We start from the raw sequence: 19416 nt of genomic DNA on the forward strand, positions 1-19416 counted from the left end.
GTCGGTGCCCGAAAGTGTTCCTGCGGTACTCCTGCCCGCGGCACCGGCCCGCCCCTACGGTGCCGTTCATGAGTGCTACGGCAACCCTGGACACTCCGGCGGTCTCGGTCGAGCCCGGCGGCACGGCCGACGTCCCCCTCCAGATCCGCAACTCCGGCAGCACCGTCGAGGAATACCGCTTCGAGGTGACGGGCCCGTGCGCGCGCTGGATGACGGTGGAACCGGAACGTGTGTCGCTGTACCCGGAAACCGCGGAAACCGTCACCGTCCGCCTGCGCCCGCCACGGGAGTCGGGGATTCGCGCGGGCGAAGCGCCGTACGGGATCCGGGTCGTGCCGACCAACGAGCCGGATCGAGCGGTGGTGCCCGAGGGCACCGTGACCGTCCTGCCGTTCACCGAGGTGACCGCCGAACTGCTCCCGAGGGCATCGCACGCCGCCCGAAAGGGCAAGCACCGCATCGCCGTCGACAACCGCGGCAACACCCCGGTGACCACGAAGATGCTCGCGCAGCCGGGTAGCCGCCGAGTGGAACCGCGGTTCGCCAAGGACGAACTGGTCGTCGCGCCGGGGCACGCGGGCTTCACCGAAGTGAGCGTACGTCCGGCCAAACTCATCTGGTTCGGGCCGCCGCAGACGCACAACTTCCAGATCGCCGTGGCCACATCGCAGGGGACGGCGACCGCGACGCCAGCCGTCGACGCCGCCGCCGCGGGGGCCAAACCCGGTGACCCGTCGGCCCCTTCGCCCGCCGCCTCCGCGCCGGAAGCAGCCCCGGCCGCTTCCTCCGCGCCCCCGGACACCGCACCGCCCCCGTCCGGGACGCCCGCCCCCGCCCCGCTCGCCTCGCCGGTCCCGGCACCGGTCCCCGCGCCGCGCACGCCCGAAAGCACCGGCCCCGCACCCGCCCAGCCTCCGGTCCTGCTCGACGGGACGTTCGAGCAACGGGCGTTGATGCCGCGCTGGCTCCCGCGCGCGGTGGTGGCCCTGGTCGTCATCGCCGGCATCCTGGTCGGCCTCTGGTACAGCGTGCTGCGTCCGACCGTGCGCTCCGCCGCGCGCGACACCGTTCCCGGCGAGGTGGAGAAGGTGCTGAACCCGGAAGGCGGCGGCACCACGGGGCCGAACGGCCTCGGCGACGGCCTCGGCAACACCGGCCCGAACGGCTCGGGCGGCAACCAGCCCACCGGACGCCCCGGCGAACAACCGGGCGGCCAGCAGCCCGGCGGCCCCGGGACGCAGCCCGGCGCGCCGGGCGGGCCGGGCGGCACGAGCCCGGGGGCCACCCAGAACCCCGCCGCGTCGGCGAAGCCCACCAGCGCGCGCCTGGAGGTCTCGGACGCCGTCGGCGGGTCCACGAGCTCACAGGCGTACGAGGTCCCCGCCGGACAAACGCTCGAACTCACCGACCTCGTCGTCCAGAACCCCCAGGGCGACGCGGGCACCCTGGTCATCGCGAACCAGGACCGCCCGATACTGAGCCTGGCGTTGGAGAACTTCCGCGACCTCGACTACCACTTCGTCACGCCAGTGGTTGTCACCGAGGGTGCCTCGCTGACCATGACCGTCAACTGCGCCCAGGTGGGCCGCCCGGTCGCCGCGCCGCCCCCCGCGGGCTGCGTCGAATCCCTTCTCCTGGGCGGCGTCCTCCGACCGACGACCTCATGAGTTGTCGCAGAAGGCCGGTCGGGGGCGTGGTGGGTTCTGCGTCGGGGTGGTGTTTACCTGTCCCGGCGGTTTTGTGGAGCACTGCGACGGCTTGGACGGCGCGCTGGAGTCCGTCGTCATCTTTCGGGTCGGTATGAGGGGATCCATGGCCGGTCCGGTGGGGTGAGCGTTGCCCGGGCGGGGCCTGCGAGCGAAGCCGTTGCCCGGGCGGGGGCCCGGGGGCGGAGACAACTCGCCGCGCCGGCTCGGGAAGCCCGAACCCGCCGGCCCGCCCGTCCCCCGCAGGCAGGGTCGTCCGTCCTTGGGGAGGGTCTGGCGCCACCCGTCGCGCGCGGTGCCATCCAGGGGGCGCGGCCCGCCCCTCGCGCACGGTCCCCGCCGGGCCGGCACCGCCTACAGTTGGGCGCCATGCGCATCTACGTGGTCGACGCCTTCACCGACACCGCATTTTCCGGAAACCCGGCGGGCGTGTGCCTGCCCGACGCCGCGCACGCCGAGGACGCGACGTGGATGCAGAGCGTCGCCGCCGAGATGCGGCACGCGGAGACCGCCTTCCTGGTGCCGAGCACGCGCGAGGGCGCCGACTGGGATCTGCGCTGGTTCACCCCGGCCGTCGAGGTGGACCTGTGCGGCCACGCGACGCTGGCGAGCGCGCACGTGCTGTTCACCGAGGGTCTTGCGGGGGTGGACGTACGCTTCGCGACCCGCAGCGGCGTCCTTTCCGCCCGCCGCCGGCCCGAGGGCGCCATCGCCCTCGACTTCCCGATGATCCCGCCCCAGCAGGTGCCCGAGCCCGCGGGGCTGCCGGAGATCCTCGGCGTCCCGGTCACGGCGGTGGCGGGGGGCGGCGGCGACCTGCTGGTCGAACTCGCGTCGGCGGAGGCGGTACGCGCCGCCTCGCCGGACTTCGACGCCCTCGCGCGCCTGCCGTACCGCTGCGTCATGGTGACCGCGCCGGGCGAGGACGAGGCGGACTTCGTGTCCCGTGTGTTCGCGCCCGCGGTCGGGATCCCCGAGGACCCGGTGACCGGGTCGGCACACTGCCTGCTCGCCCCCTACTGGGCGCCGAGGGTCGGCCGGACGCGGCTGAACGCGCGTCAACTGTCGCCGCGCGGCGGCGCGGTGGACGTCGAGGTACTGGGGGAGCGCGTCGCGCTGGTAGGGGACGCGGTGCTGGTGCTGCGCGGCGAACTGGCCGTCTGACGAGCGGACGGGTGGACGGGCTGACGGCCCGGCAGGAACCGGGCGCGGTCGGGAGATTGCGTCCCGCCGCTCGGGCCGCGTCCCGCTGCTCTGGCCGCGTCCCGCCGCGGAGCGGTCGGAGAGGTCGGAGAGGTCGGAGCGATCGCGCTTGGCCGTTCGGTCGTGCCATGTGCTGTCAATTGCGTCCGGTGCAAGTGTCAACTGCATAAGTTGCAATGGAGATCAGGCCACCGAGGCTCTAGCGTGAACGGAGTCCGGACGACGACGAAGCGGCGCCCGGCCCGGGCCGCCCCCGTGAGGGCAGGTCGGGGCCCGCGCGCCGCACCGATCCGACTCCTCCGAGGTTGCCTTCCGTGCCACCCAATCGGCGCTCCGCCGTGCCTTCCGCCGTGCCCGCGCCAGCCGCGAAACCGCCAGCCGCGAATCCGCCCGCGGCGAAACCACCTGCCGAGAATCCGCCCGCCGCGAAACCACCTGCCGCGAAACCATCGGTACCGAAACCACCCGCCGCGACGCCGCCCGCCCTCGCCACCAGCCCTGGTGAACCGCCGCCGCGCAACCGGGCCGTACTGCCCGTCACCTGCGCGTGCGTGCTGCTCGTCATGGTCATGGTCGCCGCCGTCAACCTGGCGATCCCCGACCTGGCCGCGTCCGGCCTCCACCCGTCCGCGTCCGAACTCCTGTGGATCGTCGACGCGTACGTCATCGTCTTCGCCGGACTCCTCATCCCCGCCGGTGCCCTCGGCGACCGCTTCGGTCGAAAAGGTGCGCTGCTCACCGGACTTGCGCTCTTCACCGCGGGCGCCGCCCTGTCGGCCGCCGCAAACGGCGTCCCCGTCCTGCTCGCCGGCCGCGCGGTCACCGGCGCCGGCGCCGCGCTCGTGATGCCCGCGACCCTGTCCATCCTCATCCACGCCACCGCACTTGCCCGCCGTCCACAGGCCATCGCCACCTGGACGCTCGCGACCGGCATCGGCGGCCTGCTCGGCAACGCCGTCGGTGGCCCCGTCCTCGAATACCTGCCGTGGCGCGGCCTGTTCGCGGTGCTCGCCCCGGTCGGCGCGGTGCTCTTCGTGCTCACGGCCGCCGCGCTGCCGAAGGTCCCGCGCACGCACGCGTCCCTCGACCCGGTCGGATCGGTGCTGCTCGTCGGCGGATTCCTCGGCGTCCTCTACGGCATCATCGAAGGCCCCGGCCTCGGCTGGACGTCGGCGCGCGTCGTCGGCGCGTTCGTCCTCGGAGCCGCGCTCCTGGCCGCCTTCGTCGGCCACGCGCTGCGCACCGCCGAACCTCTGCTCGACCCGCGGCTGTTCCTCCGCCCCGGACTCCGCGCGGGGGTGCTGGGCATCCTCGTCGCCTTCATCGGGCTGTTCGCGCTCTTCTACGTCAACGCGCAATACCTCCAGTACGCCAAGGAATTCAGCGTTCTCAAGACCGGCTTCGCGATCCTGCCGCTCGGCGTCGGAATGATCGCGGGCACCCGGGCGAGCGTCCGTCTGGCCGACCGGTACGCCCCCCCCCGCACCGTCGCAGCCGGAGGCATGCTGCTCATCGCCCTCGGGCTGTTCCTGATGTCGCTCGTGGACGCGGATACGCCGTACCTCCAGTACCTCGCGTACGTCACGGCCCTCTCGGCCGGGTTCGGCCTGGTCGGACCCGCGCTGTCGACCGGCGTGATCGCCGCACTGCCGCCCGAGCGCGCCGGTCTCGGCTCCGGACTCAACGGTGCCGCGCGGGAGTTCGGCAGCGCTCTCGGCGTCGCGGTCTTCGGCTCCGTGCTCGCCGCCCGTTTCGCGGCCGAACTCCCGGACGAGGCGGGCCCGGCGCACTCGGTCGGCGAGGCGATCGGCGCCGCGGGGGTGCACGACCAGGTCGTCACGGCGTTCACCGACGCGATGTCGACGGGGTTCCGGGTCGTCGCGCTGATCGTCCTCGTCGCGACGGTGCCGGTGTGGCTGTGGTCGGGCGGCGCAACCGCCCGGCGGGCGTCCGATCAGGGCGAGCCGTGATGCGCCCGCGCGACGTCGGCGGTGACGTCCCGCACCAGGGAACGCAACCATGCGTGCGCGCCGTCCGCGTCGTGGCGCGGGTGCCACACTTGCGTCAGCGACAGCGGCGGAAGGTCGAGTGGGATGGGGAACGTCCGCAGGCCGAGCGCCCGGATGACACCGGTGGACATCAACTCCGCGGCCATGCCGACCGCGTCCGTCTCCAGGAGCACGTACAACGACGACGCGTACGACGGGACCGTGCCCACCACTCGCCGCGCCAGGCCGAGTTCGCGCAGCGCGTCGTCCACCGGCCCCGTCTGCCTGCCCCGCCGCGACGCCACCAGGTGGTCCGCGTCGGCGAAGCGCTCCGGGGTCACCGTGCCCCGGGCGAGCGGGTGTTCGGGGCGCACCACCCCGACGAACCGGTCCTGGACCACCACTTCGGAGCGCGCCTCCGGCTCCAGATCCCACGGCGACCCGACGATCAGGTCGGCGACCCCCTCGCGCAGGACCGGCGTGTCCGTCCGCTGCTCGGGCAGGAACCGCAGCGTCACCCCCGGCGCCTCGGCCCGCACCCGGGCGAACAGCGGGGCGCCGATGGCCGTGATGATGCCGTCGTTGGCGACCACCGAGAACGTCCGCCGCAGCGTCGCCGGATCGGGCCGGTCCACCGGGCCGAGCAGCACGTGCGCCTGCTCCACCAGCGCCCGCACCTCCGCGCGCATGGCCAGCGCGCGCGGCGTCGGGACCATCGCGCGGCCCGCGCGGACCAGGATCGGATCGCCGGTGGCCTTGCGGATGCGGCCGAGCGTACGGCTCATCGCGGGCTCCGACAGGTGCAGCCGCGCCGCCGCACCCCCGACGCTCTCCTCGTCCAGCAGGACGTCCAGCGCGACCAGCAGATTCAGATCCATCCGGGATTGCATACAGGGAGTATTTCAATGACCCACGACGCGGGGCCCGCCCCGACGCGCGGCCTCGGCAGCCGCCTCCTCCAGCGCATCTTCGCGCACGGCACGGTCGCCGAGGTCGAGCAGATCGCGGCCCGCATGCGCCGCGTGCGGATCGCCGGCGAGGGCGTCGCCGGGCTGGCCTGGACACCGGGCCAGCAGGTACGCCTGCACGTCAACGAACTCTTCGCGGCCGCCTCGTGGCGACCGGGCGCGTTCGGCGACGTGCTGCGCACCTATTCGGTCTGGGGCTACGACCCGTCCGGCGCGCTGGACCTGTGCGTGTTCGACCACGGCGGCACGGGCCCGGGAGCGCGCTGGGGGCGCGAGGCGGAGCCGGGCTCGGCGGTACGGCTCGGCAAGCCCGAGGGGTCGATGACGCTGCGCCGGGAGGCCGCGTACCACGTATTCGTCGGCGAGGAGACCGCGCAGGTGGCCTTCGGGCCGATGCTGGCCGCGCTCGGCGACGACGCACGGGTGTTCGGGGCCGTCGAGACCGCGGTCGAGGACGACCGGCTGCCGCTGCCGCGTGCCGCGGAACTCGCGTGGACCGAACGCGGCGACCGGTCGGCGGCCTCGTCCGAAAGCCTCGTGGAATCAGTGCGTGGGCTCGCGTTGCCGGACGAGCCCGGGGTCGCGTACGTCGCCGGCGAGGCGCGCACCGTCCAGGCGGTACGTGCCCACCTGGTCCGCGACCGCGGCTGGCCGCGCCGCGCGGTCCTGGTCAAGCCGTTCTGGACGCCGGGGAAGAAGGGGATGGAGTAGGCGTCGGTGCGCCGCCGCGCCGACTCAGGAGTCGGCCTCGCGCGCGGCGCACGTCTCCGCCAGGCGGTCGAACGTCCCGGCGAGCACCGCACGCCGCTCGTCCTTGTACTCCGCGGACGGACCCAGGCCGTCGATGGTGCGCTCCCACACCGCCATGAACGCCGTCTTCCACTCCGCCACGACCGCCGCCTCGGGCAACTGCGTGCCGACATGCCCCTGCGCGGCGAGGAGTTCGAGGAGTTCGAGGTTGCACGGCACCGCGACGCCCCAGTACTCGTCGGGCTCGATCCCGACCGGATCACCGGCCATCGCCTCGGCGACCTCGGTGATCAGCCGGTCCATGACCTCCGCCAGGTGGTCCGCCGCCGTGTCGCTGTCGAAGTTCCCGCTGCCCCAGGTGCCCACGTCGCTCCCTCACTTGGACCGGGGGGCGCCGACCGGTCGATCGTCCGTATGCTGCCCGGCGCGGTCGAGGGCGTGGCGCCCGGGGTGCACCCAGGTGACGAGCCGGTGTGCGCGGCCCTTGGACATCTCGGTCGTGGGCGCGGCGCCGTCCGGAACGAAGCCGGTGGCGCGCGCGACCGCCGAACTGGCGTCGTTGCCGACGTCGATGCGGAGGACCACGCGGTGCGCGCGGAGGGTGTCGTACGCGAACTCCGTCATCAGCCGCACCCCGCGCGAGGCGAGGCCGCGTCCGCGGTGGCGCGGGTTGATGCCGTAGCCCACCTCGACCCCGCCCGGCGCGTGCGCGTCGGGGAAGACCAGCACCTCGCCGAGCGCCGGACCGCCGTCCTCGGTCACGGCCAGGCACAGGCGCCGCCCGGCCGCGCGATCCTCGGCGGCCCGCGCCAGGCGGTCGACGGCGGCGGCGTGGTCGAACGGGGAGGGGAGCGGCGTCCAGCGGTCGACCTCGGCGTCGTCGAAGGCCTCCCGCATGGCGGTCAGATCGCCCCGGACCCATTCGCGCAGCACCAGGCCGAGGCCGCTCAGGCGTACGGGGGCCTCCGGCAGCGCCAGCGTGGCCGGGACGGGGGGCGCGGGCGGGGCCGGGACGGTGGGGAATGCGGCACCGGGAGAGGCAGCCGAAGCCGCGGAATCGGGGGACGCGGGCGAGGTCATGCGCCGATCCTGCCATCCCGGCGCACCGATCGCCCTTGATCCTTCCGCCCGAATCGGGTCTGCTGTCGGGCGGTGCGGCCGCGCACCCGGAACCCCGGAACGGCGGCCCCGAGGAGAGGACGGGCATGGGCTTCGACCAGGAGACCGTCGACTACGTCGGCGTCACGCGGCTCCAGGCGTGGTACGCCGACGCGGTCAGCCGCCGGGCGTGGGCCGAGTTCGCGGAGATCTTCGACCCCGAGGCCCTGGTGATCGTGGACACCGGGGTCGGCGAACCTCTGCGGCTGGCGGGCCCGGACGGCGTGTCCGGGTTCATCTCGGGGGCCATCGAGCGCTTCGAGTTCTTCCAGTTCGTCCCGCTGAACACGCGCGTGGCGACGGCGGTGGGCGGCGACCCGGACGCCGCGGAAGGCCGCCTCTACATCTGCGAACTCCGCCAGGACCGCGAATCCGGCCACTGGACCAACGCGTTCGGCGTCTACCACGACCAGTACCGCCGCGCCCCGGGAACCAACCGCTGGCGTTTCACCCACCGCCGCTACCAGTCCCTGGCGAGGACAACCGGCCGCGCCGAGGTCTTCGATTTCCCCCACCACCTGAACCCGGGCGGCCTGGGCACCGTCACGGACTGAGCCGGGCCGCTACGCGCGGCCGCTGCGCACGCCGTCCACCAACTTGCTCTGCCCTGTGCCTCGGCCGCCCGACCAGCTAGCCCGCGCAACCGGCGCAACTTGACCCGTCAATTCGCGGTCCGCCTCTGACCGCTCGCCCCCGCATACCCAGCCGAGCGACCGGCACCCCGACACCCGACCCTTGACCCGCCCGCCCCACCGCGCAATCGGCGTACCCCCGTGTTGCCCGGTCCGCGGCCCGCGGCAGTCGGGTCGAGGGCGCGCGGGCAGGGGATTTGACGTACCGTCAGGTCTTGCAACGCCGGGCGGACCGGCACATGATCGGCTGGACCGGGGCGCGGGCACCGGTGCGACGTGAGGCAGGGAGCGGCGGCGATGGCGGGACGGTTCGAGGGCAAGCGCGTACTGGTGACCGGGGCGTCGTCGGGCATCGGTGCCGCGACGGCGGCGGCGTTCGCCCGCGAAGGGGCCACCGTGGGTCTGGCCGCGCGCCGCGCGGACCGACTCGCCGAGGTGCTGGCCGACTGCCGCGAGCACGCCCCGGACTCCGCCGCCCTGCCCGTCGACCTGGGCGAACTCGACACCGTCGAGGCGTTCGCCGCCGATGCCGCCGAGCAGCTCGGCGGGGTGGACATCCTCGTCAACAACGCCGGCATCCCCAAGCGCCGCCGCGCCGCCAAGCTCACGCCCGAGGACCTGCGCGAGGTCATGGCGGTCAACTTCGAGGCGCCGGTACGCATCACCGCGGCACTGCTCCCCGCCATGCTGGAGCGCGGCCACGGACACGTCGTCAACCTGTCCAGCATGGGCGTGCACATGTTCAGCATGGGCGCGGGCGCCTACGCCGCGTCGAAGGCCGCCGTCGAGCTGTGGACCGAGGCCCTCTACCTCGAACTCGCCGGAACCGGCGTGTCCGCGCACCTCCTGGTCCCCGGCACCACCGCGACCGAGTTCAGCCGCGAGCGCGAGAACAACGACCCGCCCTTCCCCGTCGACCCGGCCACCGCCGCGACGCCGGAGCAGGTCGCCGCCGCGCTGCTGGACTGTCTCGGCACGGACGTGTTCGTGACGTACGCGACCGCCCGCGACGCGGCCACAGCGCAGGCCAAGAACGCCGACCCCAACGCGTTCCTCGGCGACTTCCTGGCGAAGACGGGGCGCCGCTGAGGGCCGCGGAACGGCGCGTTCCCGGCAGGCCGCCCGCACCGATATGGGAGACTCGCCCGATACGCCAATTGACCTCGGGGAGGACCGGCCGGTGAGCACCAGGGAACTGCCGTACCGTCAGATTCGGCAGTCGGCCAAACTCGCCGGCGTCTGTTACGACATCCGCGGGCCCGTACTCGACGAGGCCAAGCGGATGGAGGACGAAGGCCACCGCATCCTCAAGCTCAACATCGGCAATCCCGCGCCGTTCGGTTTCGAGGCGCCGGGCGAGATCCTGCACGACATGATCCTCGGGCTCCCGTCCGCGCAGGGGTACTGCGACTCCAAGGGCCTGTTCCACGCCCGGCGCGCGGTCGTGCAGCACTACCAGGAGCGCGGCATCCACGGCGTCGACGTCGAGGACGTCTACCTCGGCAACGGCGTCTCCGAGCTGATCGTGATGGCGCTCCAGGCCCTGCTGGACGACGGCGACCAGGTCCTCGTACCGGCCCCCGACTACCCGCTGTGGACCGCGGCCGTGTCGCTCTCCGGCGGCACCCCCGTGCACTACCTCTGCGACGAGGGCGCCGACTGGTTCCCGGATCTGGACGACATCGCCGCGAAGATCACCGACCGTACCCGCGCGATCGTCGTGATCAACCCGAACAACCCCACGGGCTCCGTCTACTCGCGCGAACTCCTCGACGGCATCGTCGACCTGGCGCGCCGCCACGGGCTGCTGCTGCTCGCCGACGAGATCTACGACAAGATCCTGTACGACGACGCCGTGCACGTCCCGCTGGCCTCGCTCGCGCCGGACCTGCTGTGCCTCACCTTCAACGGCCTGTCCAAGGCCTACCGTGTGGCCGGGTTCCGTTCCGGCTGGCTCATGCTTTCCGGCCCGAAGACGCACGCGGAGAGCTACATCGAGGGCCTGAACATCCTGGCCAACATGCGGCTGTGCGCCAACGTCCCCGCCCAGCACGCGATCGCGACGGCGCTCGGCGGGCACCAGAGCATCAACGAACTGATCCTGCCGGGCGGGCGGCTGCGCGCGCAGCGCGACAAGGCGTACGAGCTGCTGACCGCCATCCCGGGCGTCACTTGCGTCAAACCTCAGGGCGCGCTGTACGCGTTCCCGCGCATCGACCCCGAGGTGTGCCCGATCGCGGACGACGAGAAGTTCGTCCTGGACCTGCTGCTCCAGGAACGCATTCTCGTGGTGCAGGGCAGCGGCTTCAATTGGCCGACGCCGGACCACTTCCGGATCGTCACGCTGCCGTATGTCGACGACCTCGACGACGCGATCACCCGCATCGGCAAGTTCATCGGCTCCTACCGCCAGTGAGGCGGCCGCTGGCGCCGGGTCGACGACGTGAAGCCGTGAACGCCGACGGGAAGCCTTGAACGCCGACGAGGGCCGAGGAGGCTTCACACGCCTCCGCGGCCCCCGTCCCGGCTGAATCCCGCCCTACAGCTTCTTCACCCCGGGGACGATCCGCTCCCCGAACAGCGCCGTCTGCTCCAGGAACTCCGCGCGCGTGCGGGCCGGGAGCGCGATGGTCACACCCGTCACCCCCGCCGCGGCCTGCTCGGCGAGGTCCTCGACGACCGCGTCGGCGTCGATGTCGGCGCCCGAGAACATGCTGAGGCCGCGCGGCATGAAGATGACGTCGATGGGGTCGGTACGCCCGACGGACTCGGCGTACTCGCGCGCGTAGTCGAGGCGTGCGCGCAGGTCGTCCAGCGACTCGATGCCAGGGGTCTTGAGGCTCTTGGACGCCTTGGCCGGTGCGGGCATCGGCAGCCAGCCGTCGCACAGGTCGACGACGCGGCGGATCGCCCGCTTGCTGTTGCCGCCGACCCACACCGGGATCCGCGACTGCGCCGGGCGCGGCAGCATCGTGTTGCCGGCCGCCGAATACCCGGTGCCCTCGAACGCCACCGACTCGCCCGTCCACGCGGCCCGCATCGCGCGGAGCGCCTCGTCGAGGTAGTCGTTGCGCCCCTCGAACTCGGCACCCAGCGCGGCGAACTCGGGTTCGAGGTACCCGGCGCCGACGCCGAGGATCACCCGTCCGTTCGACAGCGCGTCGAGCGACGAGATCATCTTCGCGGACAGGAACGGGTTGCGGTACGCGGGCACGAACAGGTTCGTGTGCAGCCGCAACGTCGTCGTGGCAGCCGCCGCGAACGACAGCGTCACCATCGGGTCGAGCGTGTGGTGCCCGCCGTGCGCGAGCCAGGCGTCCCCGGGGAAGGGGTGGTCGGTGGTGAAGACCGCGTCGAAGCCCGCCGTCTCGGCGGCACGGGCCATTTCCATGACCGCCTCGGCGCTGATCAGATCGGCACCGGCGTCGACCAGATGGGTCGGGAGACCAAGCGAGAGGAACATGGGCCGACGCTAGCAGGCATCTGACGATCCGTCAGGACCCGGCCACGAGATGTGCCCCACGCCTTCTCGGAGACCGCGAAAGCGTCATGCCCGCGGCATCTTGCCCGCCACGGCTGTCACGGGTTCGGCGCGGCGGGTAGGGCGGCACCTGCGGCGGCCGGGAAGGTCGTGTGCGGGCACGGCTGAGGGCGGCGACCTACGCTTTCCCCTGGTCGGCGAGCTGCGGGGGAGGCGACATGCAGCGTGTCCTGAACGGGCGTTACGTACTGCTGGAGGAGGTGGCCCGTGGCGGGATGGGCGCGGTCTGGCGGGCCGCCGACCGGGTCATCGACCGCGAAGTGGCCGTGAAGCTGATACCGCTGTCCGCGGACGCCGAGGAGCAGCGGGTGCTGGTGGCCGAGGCGCGCGCGGCGGGTGCCGTGTCGAGCCCCTTTGTGGCGGCCCTCTTCGACTGCGGACGCGACGCGTACGACGGCTACGTGGTGATGGAACTGGTCCGCGGACGTTCGCTGGCCCGGTTGCTCGCCGAGGAGCAACCACCCGACCTGCGCCGTGTTCTGACCTGGACCGACCAGATCTGCGCCGGGTTGGACGCGGCGCACGCCCGCGGTGTGGTCCATCGGGACATCAAGCCCGCGAACGTGATGATCACCCACGAGGACCAGGTCAAGATCGTCGATTTCGGCATCGCCCGCAACGTCGGCCATGTTCACACCCGCATGGCGGCGCTCGTCGACACGGACGGTCCCGGCTCACGATTCGGCACGCCCGCGTACATGGCCCCCGAGCAGATCAACGGCGAGCCCGCCGACGCGCGGACGGACCTGTACTCCCTGGGCTGCCTGGTGTTCCAGATGCTCACCGGGGACACCCCGTTCGGCCGCGGCACCCTCCTTGAGCTGATGATGCGGCACGTCCGCACCCCGCCGCCGACCCTCGCGCAGCACGGCCGACCGCTGCCGCAGGAGTGGGAGGACCTGGTCGCGGATCTGTTGGCGAAGGACCGTCGGGACCGCCCTGCCGACGCTGACGCGGTGCGCCGCAGGCTCTCCCGGATAGCGGTCGGGATGCACGGCGTCGCCCCGGCGGATGCGCGCACACGACCGGTTCCGCCGCCCGCGCGTACCCTCCGCGAGACGGCCCGAGTACGGCGGTCCGGTCTCGCGGAGGCCGTCCCCTGGTTCCGATGGGTGGAGAACCAGCCGGCGCCGACAGGTGATGACCACCGCGGGACGTGCTGCGACCCTCTGCGTTCGCTCGGCTGTCTCGGCGACCCGGCGTTCAACCGGACGATCGGCGACCGTTCGCGGATCATGGGGCGGGCAGCGGACGGGACGCCCTTCGCCGCGGTCGGTCGCGGGCTGTCGGCCGTCCGCAAGGGGCAGCCGACCCGGGCGATCGTCGACGCGATCGCTTCCGTGGCCGTCACCGCCGCGAGGAGATGGAACCGACTGGCCGAGGAATGTCCCGCACTTCAGCCGGTGCGCGGGTTGGCCATGACCCGGTACGGACCGACCGACTCGCGGTTGTCCTGTCTCTGGTCGATTCACGACGTACCGGACGGGGCCATGGCCGACAGCGGTTGGCCGTGGCCCCTCGGACGCCCTTTCCACGACAACCACCGGGGCACGCCGCCGAGCGTCCCGCCGCGGTCGGTCCCCGGCGGCATCCGCATGGCGCTCACCCTGCTGGACGCCGTCGCCGCGGTGAACGACGCCGGTCTGCCCGGCATCGCGGCCACACCCACGACGCTCCTGCCGGGATCGGGACCGGGGCGCGACGAGTTCCGGCTTCTGGGGCTGCCTGTGGAAGCCGCGGACCTGCCCGATGAGGCGTTCGATGACCTCGTCTACACCGTCCCCCCGTTGCTGGGGTGCTGGCGCAGAGGTGAGGACATCCTGCGAGGACCCAACCCGACCGCCCCCGCGGACAGGTCCGTCTGGGCGTACATCGCCCGGGAGAACGACAACACCTTGCTTCTGCATCAGGTGGGTGCGCTTCTGTACCTGTGGGTCGAGGCGCCCACGGTCGCGGATCTGCCCGGACCCGGGATCGACGGCTGGTCGCTCGGCTGGCGTCCGAACCCCCTGGCCCATGGACCGGCCGCACTGTCGGACCTGATCAGCGCCCTGACGCACCCCGATCCGCACCGCCGGCCGTCGCCTGAAGCCGCGCGGGCGGCCCTGCGGCAGTTGCTGTAGCAGGCACCCCCACAGCGGGGGCTGGTCGGGTCAGGCGGTTGGGCCGGCGTTCGGGGTGTGGTGACGCGTCGCCTCGCGGGACGGTTCGGGCGCGGGCGGCGTTGGGGGAGCCGGGGGGCCGGCGGGGGTGCTTTGCGGGCCGATGAGCGGCTGCAATGAGTGTGCCTCGGGCGCGGGCGGCGGCGGTGCGTCCGGTTGGGCGGCCGTGCGCAGCGCGGGGTCCGGGGCGGTTGCGGCGCCCGGGTCCCGTGCGGGGTCCTCTGCGGGGTCCTGGGGCGGGCGCCAGGGGACGTCCGGATCGGCGGCGTCGGCGGCTCGTTCGGCGGCGTTGCGGGATTTGGCGGTGCGGAGGACGAGGACCACGACGCACATCAGCGCCAGGTATCCCGCCACGCCGACCCCGAGCCAGACCCACACAGTGCACTCCCTCGCGAATCCGGCGGGCGTACCCGCACGTCGCGGTGCGACGGGGCGGTCACCCTCGGTGTCCCGACGATCCTAGGGCGTTTTCGGACACGCCCCGGTCACCGTAGGCCGGGGATCGCGCGGTGTCCGCCGCACGGTGGCCGGGGTGCGGTGGACGGACCTGCCGGAAGCCATGCCTTCCTCGCTCACGGCACTTGCCCGAAATGTACCCGGATGGGGACCGTCAACCCCTGTGGCGGGAAAGGGAGTTCGTGCGGCGGGCGCTCCGAGGGGCAAATGCCGCAAAACGGGTAGCGGGTGTTGGCTGGAAAGTCGGGGTTGCATCGCGAGTGTGTAACGATATATCGTTGAGCCATCGCGAAGGGTTCGCGATATGAAGGAGAGACATCATGCATGCCAAGAAGCACCGCCCCGGATGGGGCGACCGAGAGATGCGACGTCCGGCGTTCGGCCCTTGGGGCCCCGACCCCTCGTGGGGGCCGGGCGGCTTCGGGCGGGGCCACGGCGGCCACGGCCCGCGCGGCCGCGGGCGCGGCGGACGGGCCCGGCGCGGCGACGTCCGCGCCTCGATCCTGGCCCTGCTGGCCGAGCGGCCGATGCACGGCTACGAGATGATCCGCGAGATCGCCGAGCGCACGCAGGACGCGTGGAAGCCGAGCCCCGGTTCGGTGTACCCCACGCTCCAGCTGCTGGAGGACGAGGGCGTCATCTCCGGCGAGGAGTCCGGCGGCAAGAAGCTGTTCTCGCTGACCGACACCGGCCGCGAGGAGGCCGCCGCGCAGCCCGAGGGCGCCGCCCCGTGGGACGCCGTCAACCAGGGCTTCGACCGCGAGGCGTTCCGCGAGGTCCGCAGCGCCGTCTTCCAGGTCGGCGACGCACTGCGCCAGGTCATGGCGACCGGCGACGAGGACCAGCGGGCGAAGGCCCTGGAGGTCATGGCGGACGCCCGCAAGCGCCTGTACCTGATCCTGGCCGAGGCCGACTAACCGTGGGCGCGCCAGTCGTGCCGCCCTGCCGGGGCGCCGTCCCCGGGGTCGCGGCAGGCGGCACCGCCGCCCACCCGACGGAGCAGCGGTGAGCCGGGACCGGACCAACGGTCCCGGCCACACCCGCGGGTCCTCCCGCCCCACCACCCGCCCCGACCCGCTCGCCGTGGGCGTGAGCCTCGGGCTAGGGCTGGGGCTCGGCGTCCACCCGTGGCCGGTTCCGGCCGTGCGTACCGGTGAGGCCGTGTCGCAGCGGGCGGCCTCGAAACCGGCACCCCCGACGTCTGCACCGCATGACTGGGCGCCGCATGACTCGGCAGCCCCGAAACGGGCCGCCTCGGGGACCCCGCTCACGCCGTCCGGCACACCGACCGGATCGCCCGGGCCTCGTCCGGAACCACCGGTGCGGCCGGGAGCCCCCGGCCCGCGAGACGGCGTTTGACGGACCGGGCGATGCCCGATCCCAGCACGAAGTGCGCTGCTGTGAGAGCCCGTTCCTGCCCCGCCTCCAGTGCGAGGGCACCGCGGCTCGACACGCCCGTGCCGTGCCGATCGAGATGGACCAGCGCGTGCCCCCGCTCGGCAAGCATCCCCGCGGTACGCGAAGTCGCCGCCTCGTCAAGGCGGTTCGGCGTCGCGCCGAGGAAGTCGGCCGCGCGTCACCATGGTGCCACCGCATAGTCCTTCAGGAAGCAGCCGAACGGCGGCACCTCGTCCGGCTCCTGCTCGCCGCGTACCACCGGGTCGTAGACGCGCGCCGCGCCGTCCACGATGTCGAGTGGCGTGCGGAATCCGGCACGCGCCACCCGCTCCCGGTCCGGGAGCGGCTTCTCGTCGGTGATCCACCCGGTGTCCACGCTCGTCATGTAGACGCCGTGCCGCGCCAGATCCTCCGCGCTCGTGCGCGTGAGCATGTTGAGCGCGGCCTTCGCCATGTTCGTGTGCGGGTGGCCCGGGGCCTTGTAGTGGCGGGTGAACTGCCCTTCGACCGCGGAGACGTTGACGATGTAGCGCCGCGCGTACGGCGAAGCCAGCAGGAGCGGCAAGAGGCGGCTCACCAGCAGGAACGGAGCGGTGACGTTGACAAGTTGCACCTCCAGCAGCTCCACCGGGTCGATCTCGTGCACCCGGCGCGACCACGAGTTCGCCGGCGCGGCGTCGGGGACGAGCCCGGCGGCGTCGATGGGGAGCGCCAATTCGCCTGAGGTGGCGACAAGTTGCGGCAGCATCGCGACGCCGACGACGCCCGACGGCGCGGGGGTGAGTGCGGTGACCGGCTCGAACGCGGCGCCGCCCAGGGCCGCGCGCTCCGCCGCGAGCAGCGGGGCGTACGACTCCGGCGGACGCCGCACGGTCTGCGCCGCGTTGTTCACCAGGATCTCCAAGGGCCGCCCCTCGGCGACGAGTTCGTCGCACCAGGCGATCAGGCGCCCGGGGTCCCGCAGGTCGATCGGGACGACCGTCAGGCGGTCGAACCAGGCGCCGTGGTCGGATACCGCCGCGAAGCGCGTCCGCGTGTCGTGCGGGAACCGCGACGTCACGATCACCTCGGCACCGTCGCGCAGCAGCTTGAGCACCAGCTCGAAGCCGATCTTGACGCGGCCTCCGGTGACCAACGCACGACGGCCCGTCAGATCCGTGCGGGCCTGCCGCCGCACACGGTTGTTGTGTGCGCACGGCGGGCAGAGCTGGTGGTAGAACGCGTCGATCGCGCTGTAGATGCGCTTGCAGACGTAGCAGCGCTGCCCGGGGACCCGGCCCACGGGGCCGGGGGCGGCTGCCGAGTCGTCCAGCGGCATGTCGTCGACGCGGTCGTCCGCGCCGGTGGCGGTACGCGCGAACACCTCCGCGCGCTCGGCGGCCCGTGCGCGCTTGCGCTCGGCACGGCGCTGCTTGCGGCCGGACTTCGCGAACGCGGCGACCGCGTACTCGATGCGGCGGCGCACCGGGTCGTCGGCGTCCAGGTCCTCCAACGAAGCCAGGTGTGCCAGGCACGCTTCGAGCGTGAGGTCGGCCGACGTCGATGCGGCGGCGGTCGGGGCCGGGGGAGTGACGGTCCCGGAGTCTTGCGCACGCGGATTCCGCGCGGCCAGGTCTTGCGCGTCCGTGCGCGCGATGGCCCGGTCCGCGGCCGGGGCGTGCGAAGTGCCCGGAGGCTCCGGGGTGTTCAGGTTGTTCCGGCCGTTCTGGCCAGGGATGGACGGCACCACGGGGGGTGCCGGAGTCGTCTCGGTCAACGCGGCGCTCCCCTTGGAGTCGTGGGTGGTCGGAGCGGCCGGAACCTACGGCTCGGCCGGATCGGGGCGCCGTGCCCCGACCTGTGCTGCGTGCGTCATGGCGATCGCCTTCTGTCGGTGGTGCGTTCCAACGTGCGTCCTGCGGTGGTGGTGCGAAGTGCCAAGTGCGGGCAGTGCGTTTCGCGTACGCGGTACCCGAGCACGACCCTCCGGCCGCACCCGTGGGCCCGGCCGGACTCGAACCGGCGTCCTCCCGTTCTTGAGACGGGTGCGACGACCACTGCGCTACAGGCCCGTGTGCCGTCAAGGTACCGGCGCAACGCCGCCAGGGGCACAGGGATTTCCCCCACCCGCGCCGTGCCGGAGAGGTTCGGACGGGTTCGACGGAGGGGCGTTGGGCCCGCCATGGGCCGACCGGACTCGACACCGGCGTCCACCGGACGAGCGGCCGGGCGCGTCGGCCGCTGCGCTACCGGCCCACGGCGCGGGCATCCTGGCGGGGCGGGTACGGTCGGCACCGCATGATGCCGCGGGGCAGCGTCAGGGCTCCGTCGGCATTCGATGCAATGCCGGATAATGCATGATTTGTACGCCGATCCACCAGGAGTCCGCCGATGACCACCGCCGAGACCTGGACCACCGCCGCAGACCTCGCCGCCGCACGGGAGCGCTTCGAGGCCGCGATTCCCGGATGGCGGACGCCGGCCGCGTTCGGCATGGGCACGGTGGCGTCCGGGACCGCCGAGTTCCCGGTGGCCAACGCCGGGGGAGCCGCGCTCTCGGCGGTCGTCCTCGCGACGGCGTGCGGGCACCGGGCGGGCACCGCGTCGTACGAGCTGACGACCGGTCAGGTGGCCCGGGCGGTCGAACTGCTGGCACCCGCGGAGGCGTACACGGCGGTCCCGCACCCGAACATGGCGGCCTGGCGCGACATCCTCGAACAGTTGCGCGCGGATGGGCGCGCCAACGGCGGCTCGGACGGCAGAGCGATCCGTGCCGTGGCCGTCTTCGTGGCGGATCTCGCGGACCCGGCGGCCGACGCGTACGACGCGGCGCTGCGCGCGGCGATCTCCGCCGACGGGCGGCGACCGTGACCGCGACCGGGGTCGGTCGATAGGGTGCGGTTTCCGCGCAGGTTCCGGTCGGTCTCGTGACCATATCCGGGCGATTTCCGGCCATGAACCGACATGCGGCTCGCATTCACGCGACATAAGCGGGGTTCGTTCATGGCCAGGCGGGGCACGCCGCGGTTCAGTTGTCTGTCGATGGTCATCGTCACCGTGCTCGTCGTCGGCCTGGTCGTGGCCGGCGTGGTGGTCACGCTCAAGGTCGAGGCCCGCCGCGACCTCAAACGCACCGAGCGCCTCGCGCTCGAACACGCCCGGCACTGGGCGGGGATCGTGGCCGGGTCCATGGACGCAGGCGCGTCGCCGCTGGGTGATTCGCTGCGTCTGGACTTCTGGGAGGTCAAGGTCGCCGTGGTGACGTTGGACCGCTCCGCGGAGGGCATCAAGGGGATCGTGAAGGCCGAGGAGGAGCGTACGACCACCTTCGGGAAGTCGACGATCTACCGTTGCTTCACGTACGACATACCCGTGCAGGCGAGGCCGAACGGACGCTTCGACGTGGTGCCGGTCGCCTGCCCGCCCGACCTGCCGGTCGTCGGCGGAACCTGACCGTCCCGTGTCGGAGGGAGAT

Annotated in this window: 17 protein-coding genes and 1 tRNA gene; 11 read left to right on the plus strand and 7 right to left on the minus strand. The window is 72.9% G+C overall.

The window, feature by feature from the left end:
* Positions 1-68 precede the first annotated feature (68 nt).
* From ACRX5S_RS09345 to ACRX5S_RS09355, 3 genes are all read left to right on the plus strand, one after another.
* Entirely contained in the window at positions 69-1667 is a 1599-nt protein-coding gene (locus tag ACRX5S_RS09345) for a COG1470 family protein (RefSeq protein ID WP_436772348.1), read from the plus strand.
* A gap of 408 nt (positions 1668-2075) precedes the next feature.
* Complete coding sequence (locus ACRX5S_RS09350) at positions 2076-2870, plus strand: PhzF family phenazine biosynthesis protein (RefSeq protein ID WP_436772349.1); 795 nt, start codon at positions 2076-2078, stop codon at positions 2868-2870.
* Positions 2871-3460: 590 nt separating this feature from the next.
* A complete protein-coding gene (locus ACRX5S_RS09355; protein ID WP_436772350.1) occupies positions 3461-4879 on the plus strand; it encodes an MFS transporter in 1419 nt (472 codons plus the stop codon).
* Here ACRX5S_RS09355 and ACRX5S_RS09360 read toward each other — a convergent pair.
* Positions 4864-5775, minus strand: a complete 912-nt coding sequence (locus ACRX5S_RS09360; protein WP_436772351.1) for a LysR family transcriptional regulator — start codon at positions 5773-5775, stop codon at positions 4864-4866. The genes ACRX5S_RS09355 and ACRX5S_RS09360 overlap by 16 nt on opposite strands.
* Positions 5776-5802: 27 nt before the next feature.
* Here ACRX5S_RS09360 and ACRX5S_RS09365 point away from each other — a divergent pair, with 27 nt between their 5' ends.
* On the plus strand, positions 5803-6576 hold the full coding sequence (locus tag ACRX5S_RS09365; RefSeq protein ID WP_436772352.1) for a siderophore-interacting protein: 774 nt from the start codon (positions 5803-5805) through the stop codon (positions 6574-6576).
* 24 nt (positions 6577-6600) lie between these two features.
* On the opposite strand, the gene ACRX5S_RS09370 is transcribed toward ACRX5S_RS09365, so the two are convergent.
* Both ACRX5S_RS09370 and ACRX5S_RS09375 read right to left on the minus strand, forming a co-directional pair.
* A complete protein-coding gene (locus tag ACRX5S_RS09370) occupies positions 6601-6981 on the minus strand; it encodes a DUF4259 domain-containing protein (protein ID WP_436772353.1) in 381 nt (126 codons plus the stop codon).
* A gap of 9 nt (positions 6982-6990) precedes the next feature.
* A complete protein-coding gene (locus ACRX5S_RS09375) occupies positions 6991-7695 on the minus strand; it encodes a GNAT family N-acetyltransferase (protein ID WP_436772354.1) in 705 nt (234 codons plus the stop codon).
* Between the two features lie 125 nt (positions 7696-7820).
* Between ACRX5S_RS09375 and ACRX5S_RS09380 the strand changes: the two genes are divergently transcribed.
* From ACRX5S_RS09380 to ACRX5S_RS09390, 3 genes are all read left to right on the plus strand, one after another.
* On the plus strand, positions 7821-8327 hold the full coding sequence (locus tag ACRX5S_RS09380) for a nuclear transport factor 2 family protein (protein ID WP_436772355.1): 507 nt from the start codon (positions 7821-7823) through the stop codon (positions 8325-8327).
* 375 nt (positions 8328-8702) lie between these two features.
* Positions 8703-9494 carry an SDR family NAD(P)-dependent oxidoreductase gene (locus tag ACRX5S_RS09385; RefSeq protein WP_436772356.1) on the plus strand — a complete coding sequence of 264 codons (792 nt, stop codon included), beginning with the start codon at positions 8703-8705 and terminating at the stop codon, positions 9492-9494.
* Between the two features lie 91 nt (positions 9495-9585).
* A complete protein-coding gene (locus ACRX5S_RS09390; RefSeq protein WP_436772357.1) occupies positions 9586-10821 on the plus strand; it encodes a pyridoxal phosphate-dependent aminotransferase in 1236 nt (411 codons plus the stop codon).
* A gap of 123 nt (positions 10822-10944) precedes the next feature.
* Here the strand turns inward: ACRX5S_RS09390 and ACRX5S_RS09395 are convergent, their stop codons facing one another.
* Entirely contained in the window at positions 10945-11868 is a 924-nt protein-coding gene (locus tag ACRX5S_RS09395; RefSeq protein ID WP_436772358.1) for an LLM class F420-dependent oxidoreductase, read from the minus strand.
* A 236-nt stretch (positions 11869-12104) separates the two neighbouring features.
* Here ACRX5S_RS09395 and ACRX5S_RS09400 point away from each other — a divergent pair, with 236 nt between their 5' ends.
* Positions 12105-14069, plus strand: coding sequence for a serine/threonine-protein kinase (locus tag ACRX5S_RS09400; protein ID WP_436772359.1), 1965 nt, complete (start codon positions 12105-12107; stop codon positions 14067-14069).
* Between the two features lie 30 nt (positions 14070-14099).
* Here ACRX5S_RS09400 and ACRX5S_RS09405 read toward each other — a convergent pair whose 3' ends face one another.
* Positions 14100-14486 carry a hypothetical protein gene (locus tag ACRX5S_RS09405; RefSeq protein ID WP_436772360.1) on the minus strand — a complete coding sequence of 129 codons (387 nt, stop codon included), beginning with the start codon at positions 14484-14486 and terminating at the stop codon, positions 14100-14102.
* 398 nt (positions 14487-14884) lie between these two features.
* Here ACRX5S_RS09405 and ACRX5S_RS09410 point away from each other — a divergent pair, with 398 nt between their 5' ends.
* Positions 14885-15481 carry a PadR family transcriptional regulator gene (locus tag ACRX5S_RS09410; protein WP_436772361.1) on the plus strand — a complete coding sequence of 199 codons (597 nt, stop codon included), beginning with the start codon at positions 14885-14887 and terminating at the stop codon, positions 15479-15481.
* A 659-nt stretch (positions 15482-16140) separates the two neighbouring features.
* On the opposite strand, the gene ACRX5S_RS09415 is transcribed toward ACRX5S_RS09410, so the two are convergent.
* Together ACRX5S_RS09415 and ACRX5S_RS09420 are read right to left on the minus strand one after the other, a co-directional pair.
* Positions 16141-17472: an SDR family NAD(P)-dependent oxidoreductase gene (locus ACRX5S_RS09415; RefSeq protein WP_436772748.1), complete on the minus strand. Its 1332-nt coding sequence runs from the start codon at positions 17470-17472 to the stop codon at positions 16141-16143.
* Between the two features lie 468 nt (positions 17473-17940).
* Positions 17941-18013, minus strand: a tRNA-Leu gene (locus tag ACRX5S_RS09420).
* Positions 18014-18332: 319 nt separating this feature from the next.
* Here ACRX5S_RS09420 and ACRX5S_RS09425 point away from each other — a divergent pair.
* Entirely contained in the window at positions 18333-18812 is a 480-nt protein-coding gene (locus tag ACRX5S_RS09425) for a hypothetical protein (protein WP_436772362.1), read from the plus strand.
* Between the two features lie 132 nt (positions 18813-18944).
* A complete protein-coding gene (locus ACRX5S_RS09430; RefSeq protein WP_436772363.1) occupies positions 18945-19394 on the plus strand; it encodes a hypothetical protein in 450 nt (149 codons plus the stop codon).
* The last annotated feature ends 22 nt before the right edge of the window (positions 19395-19416 follow it).

It is taken from the genome of Yinghuangia sp. YIM S09857 (assembly GCF_051388915.1).
GTDB lineage: Bacteria > Actinomycetota > Actinomycetes > Streptomycetales > Streptomycetaceae > Yinghuangia.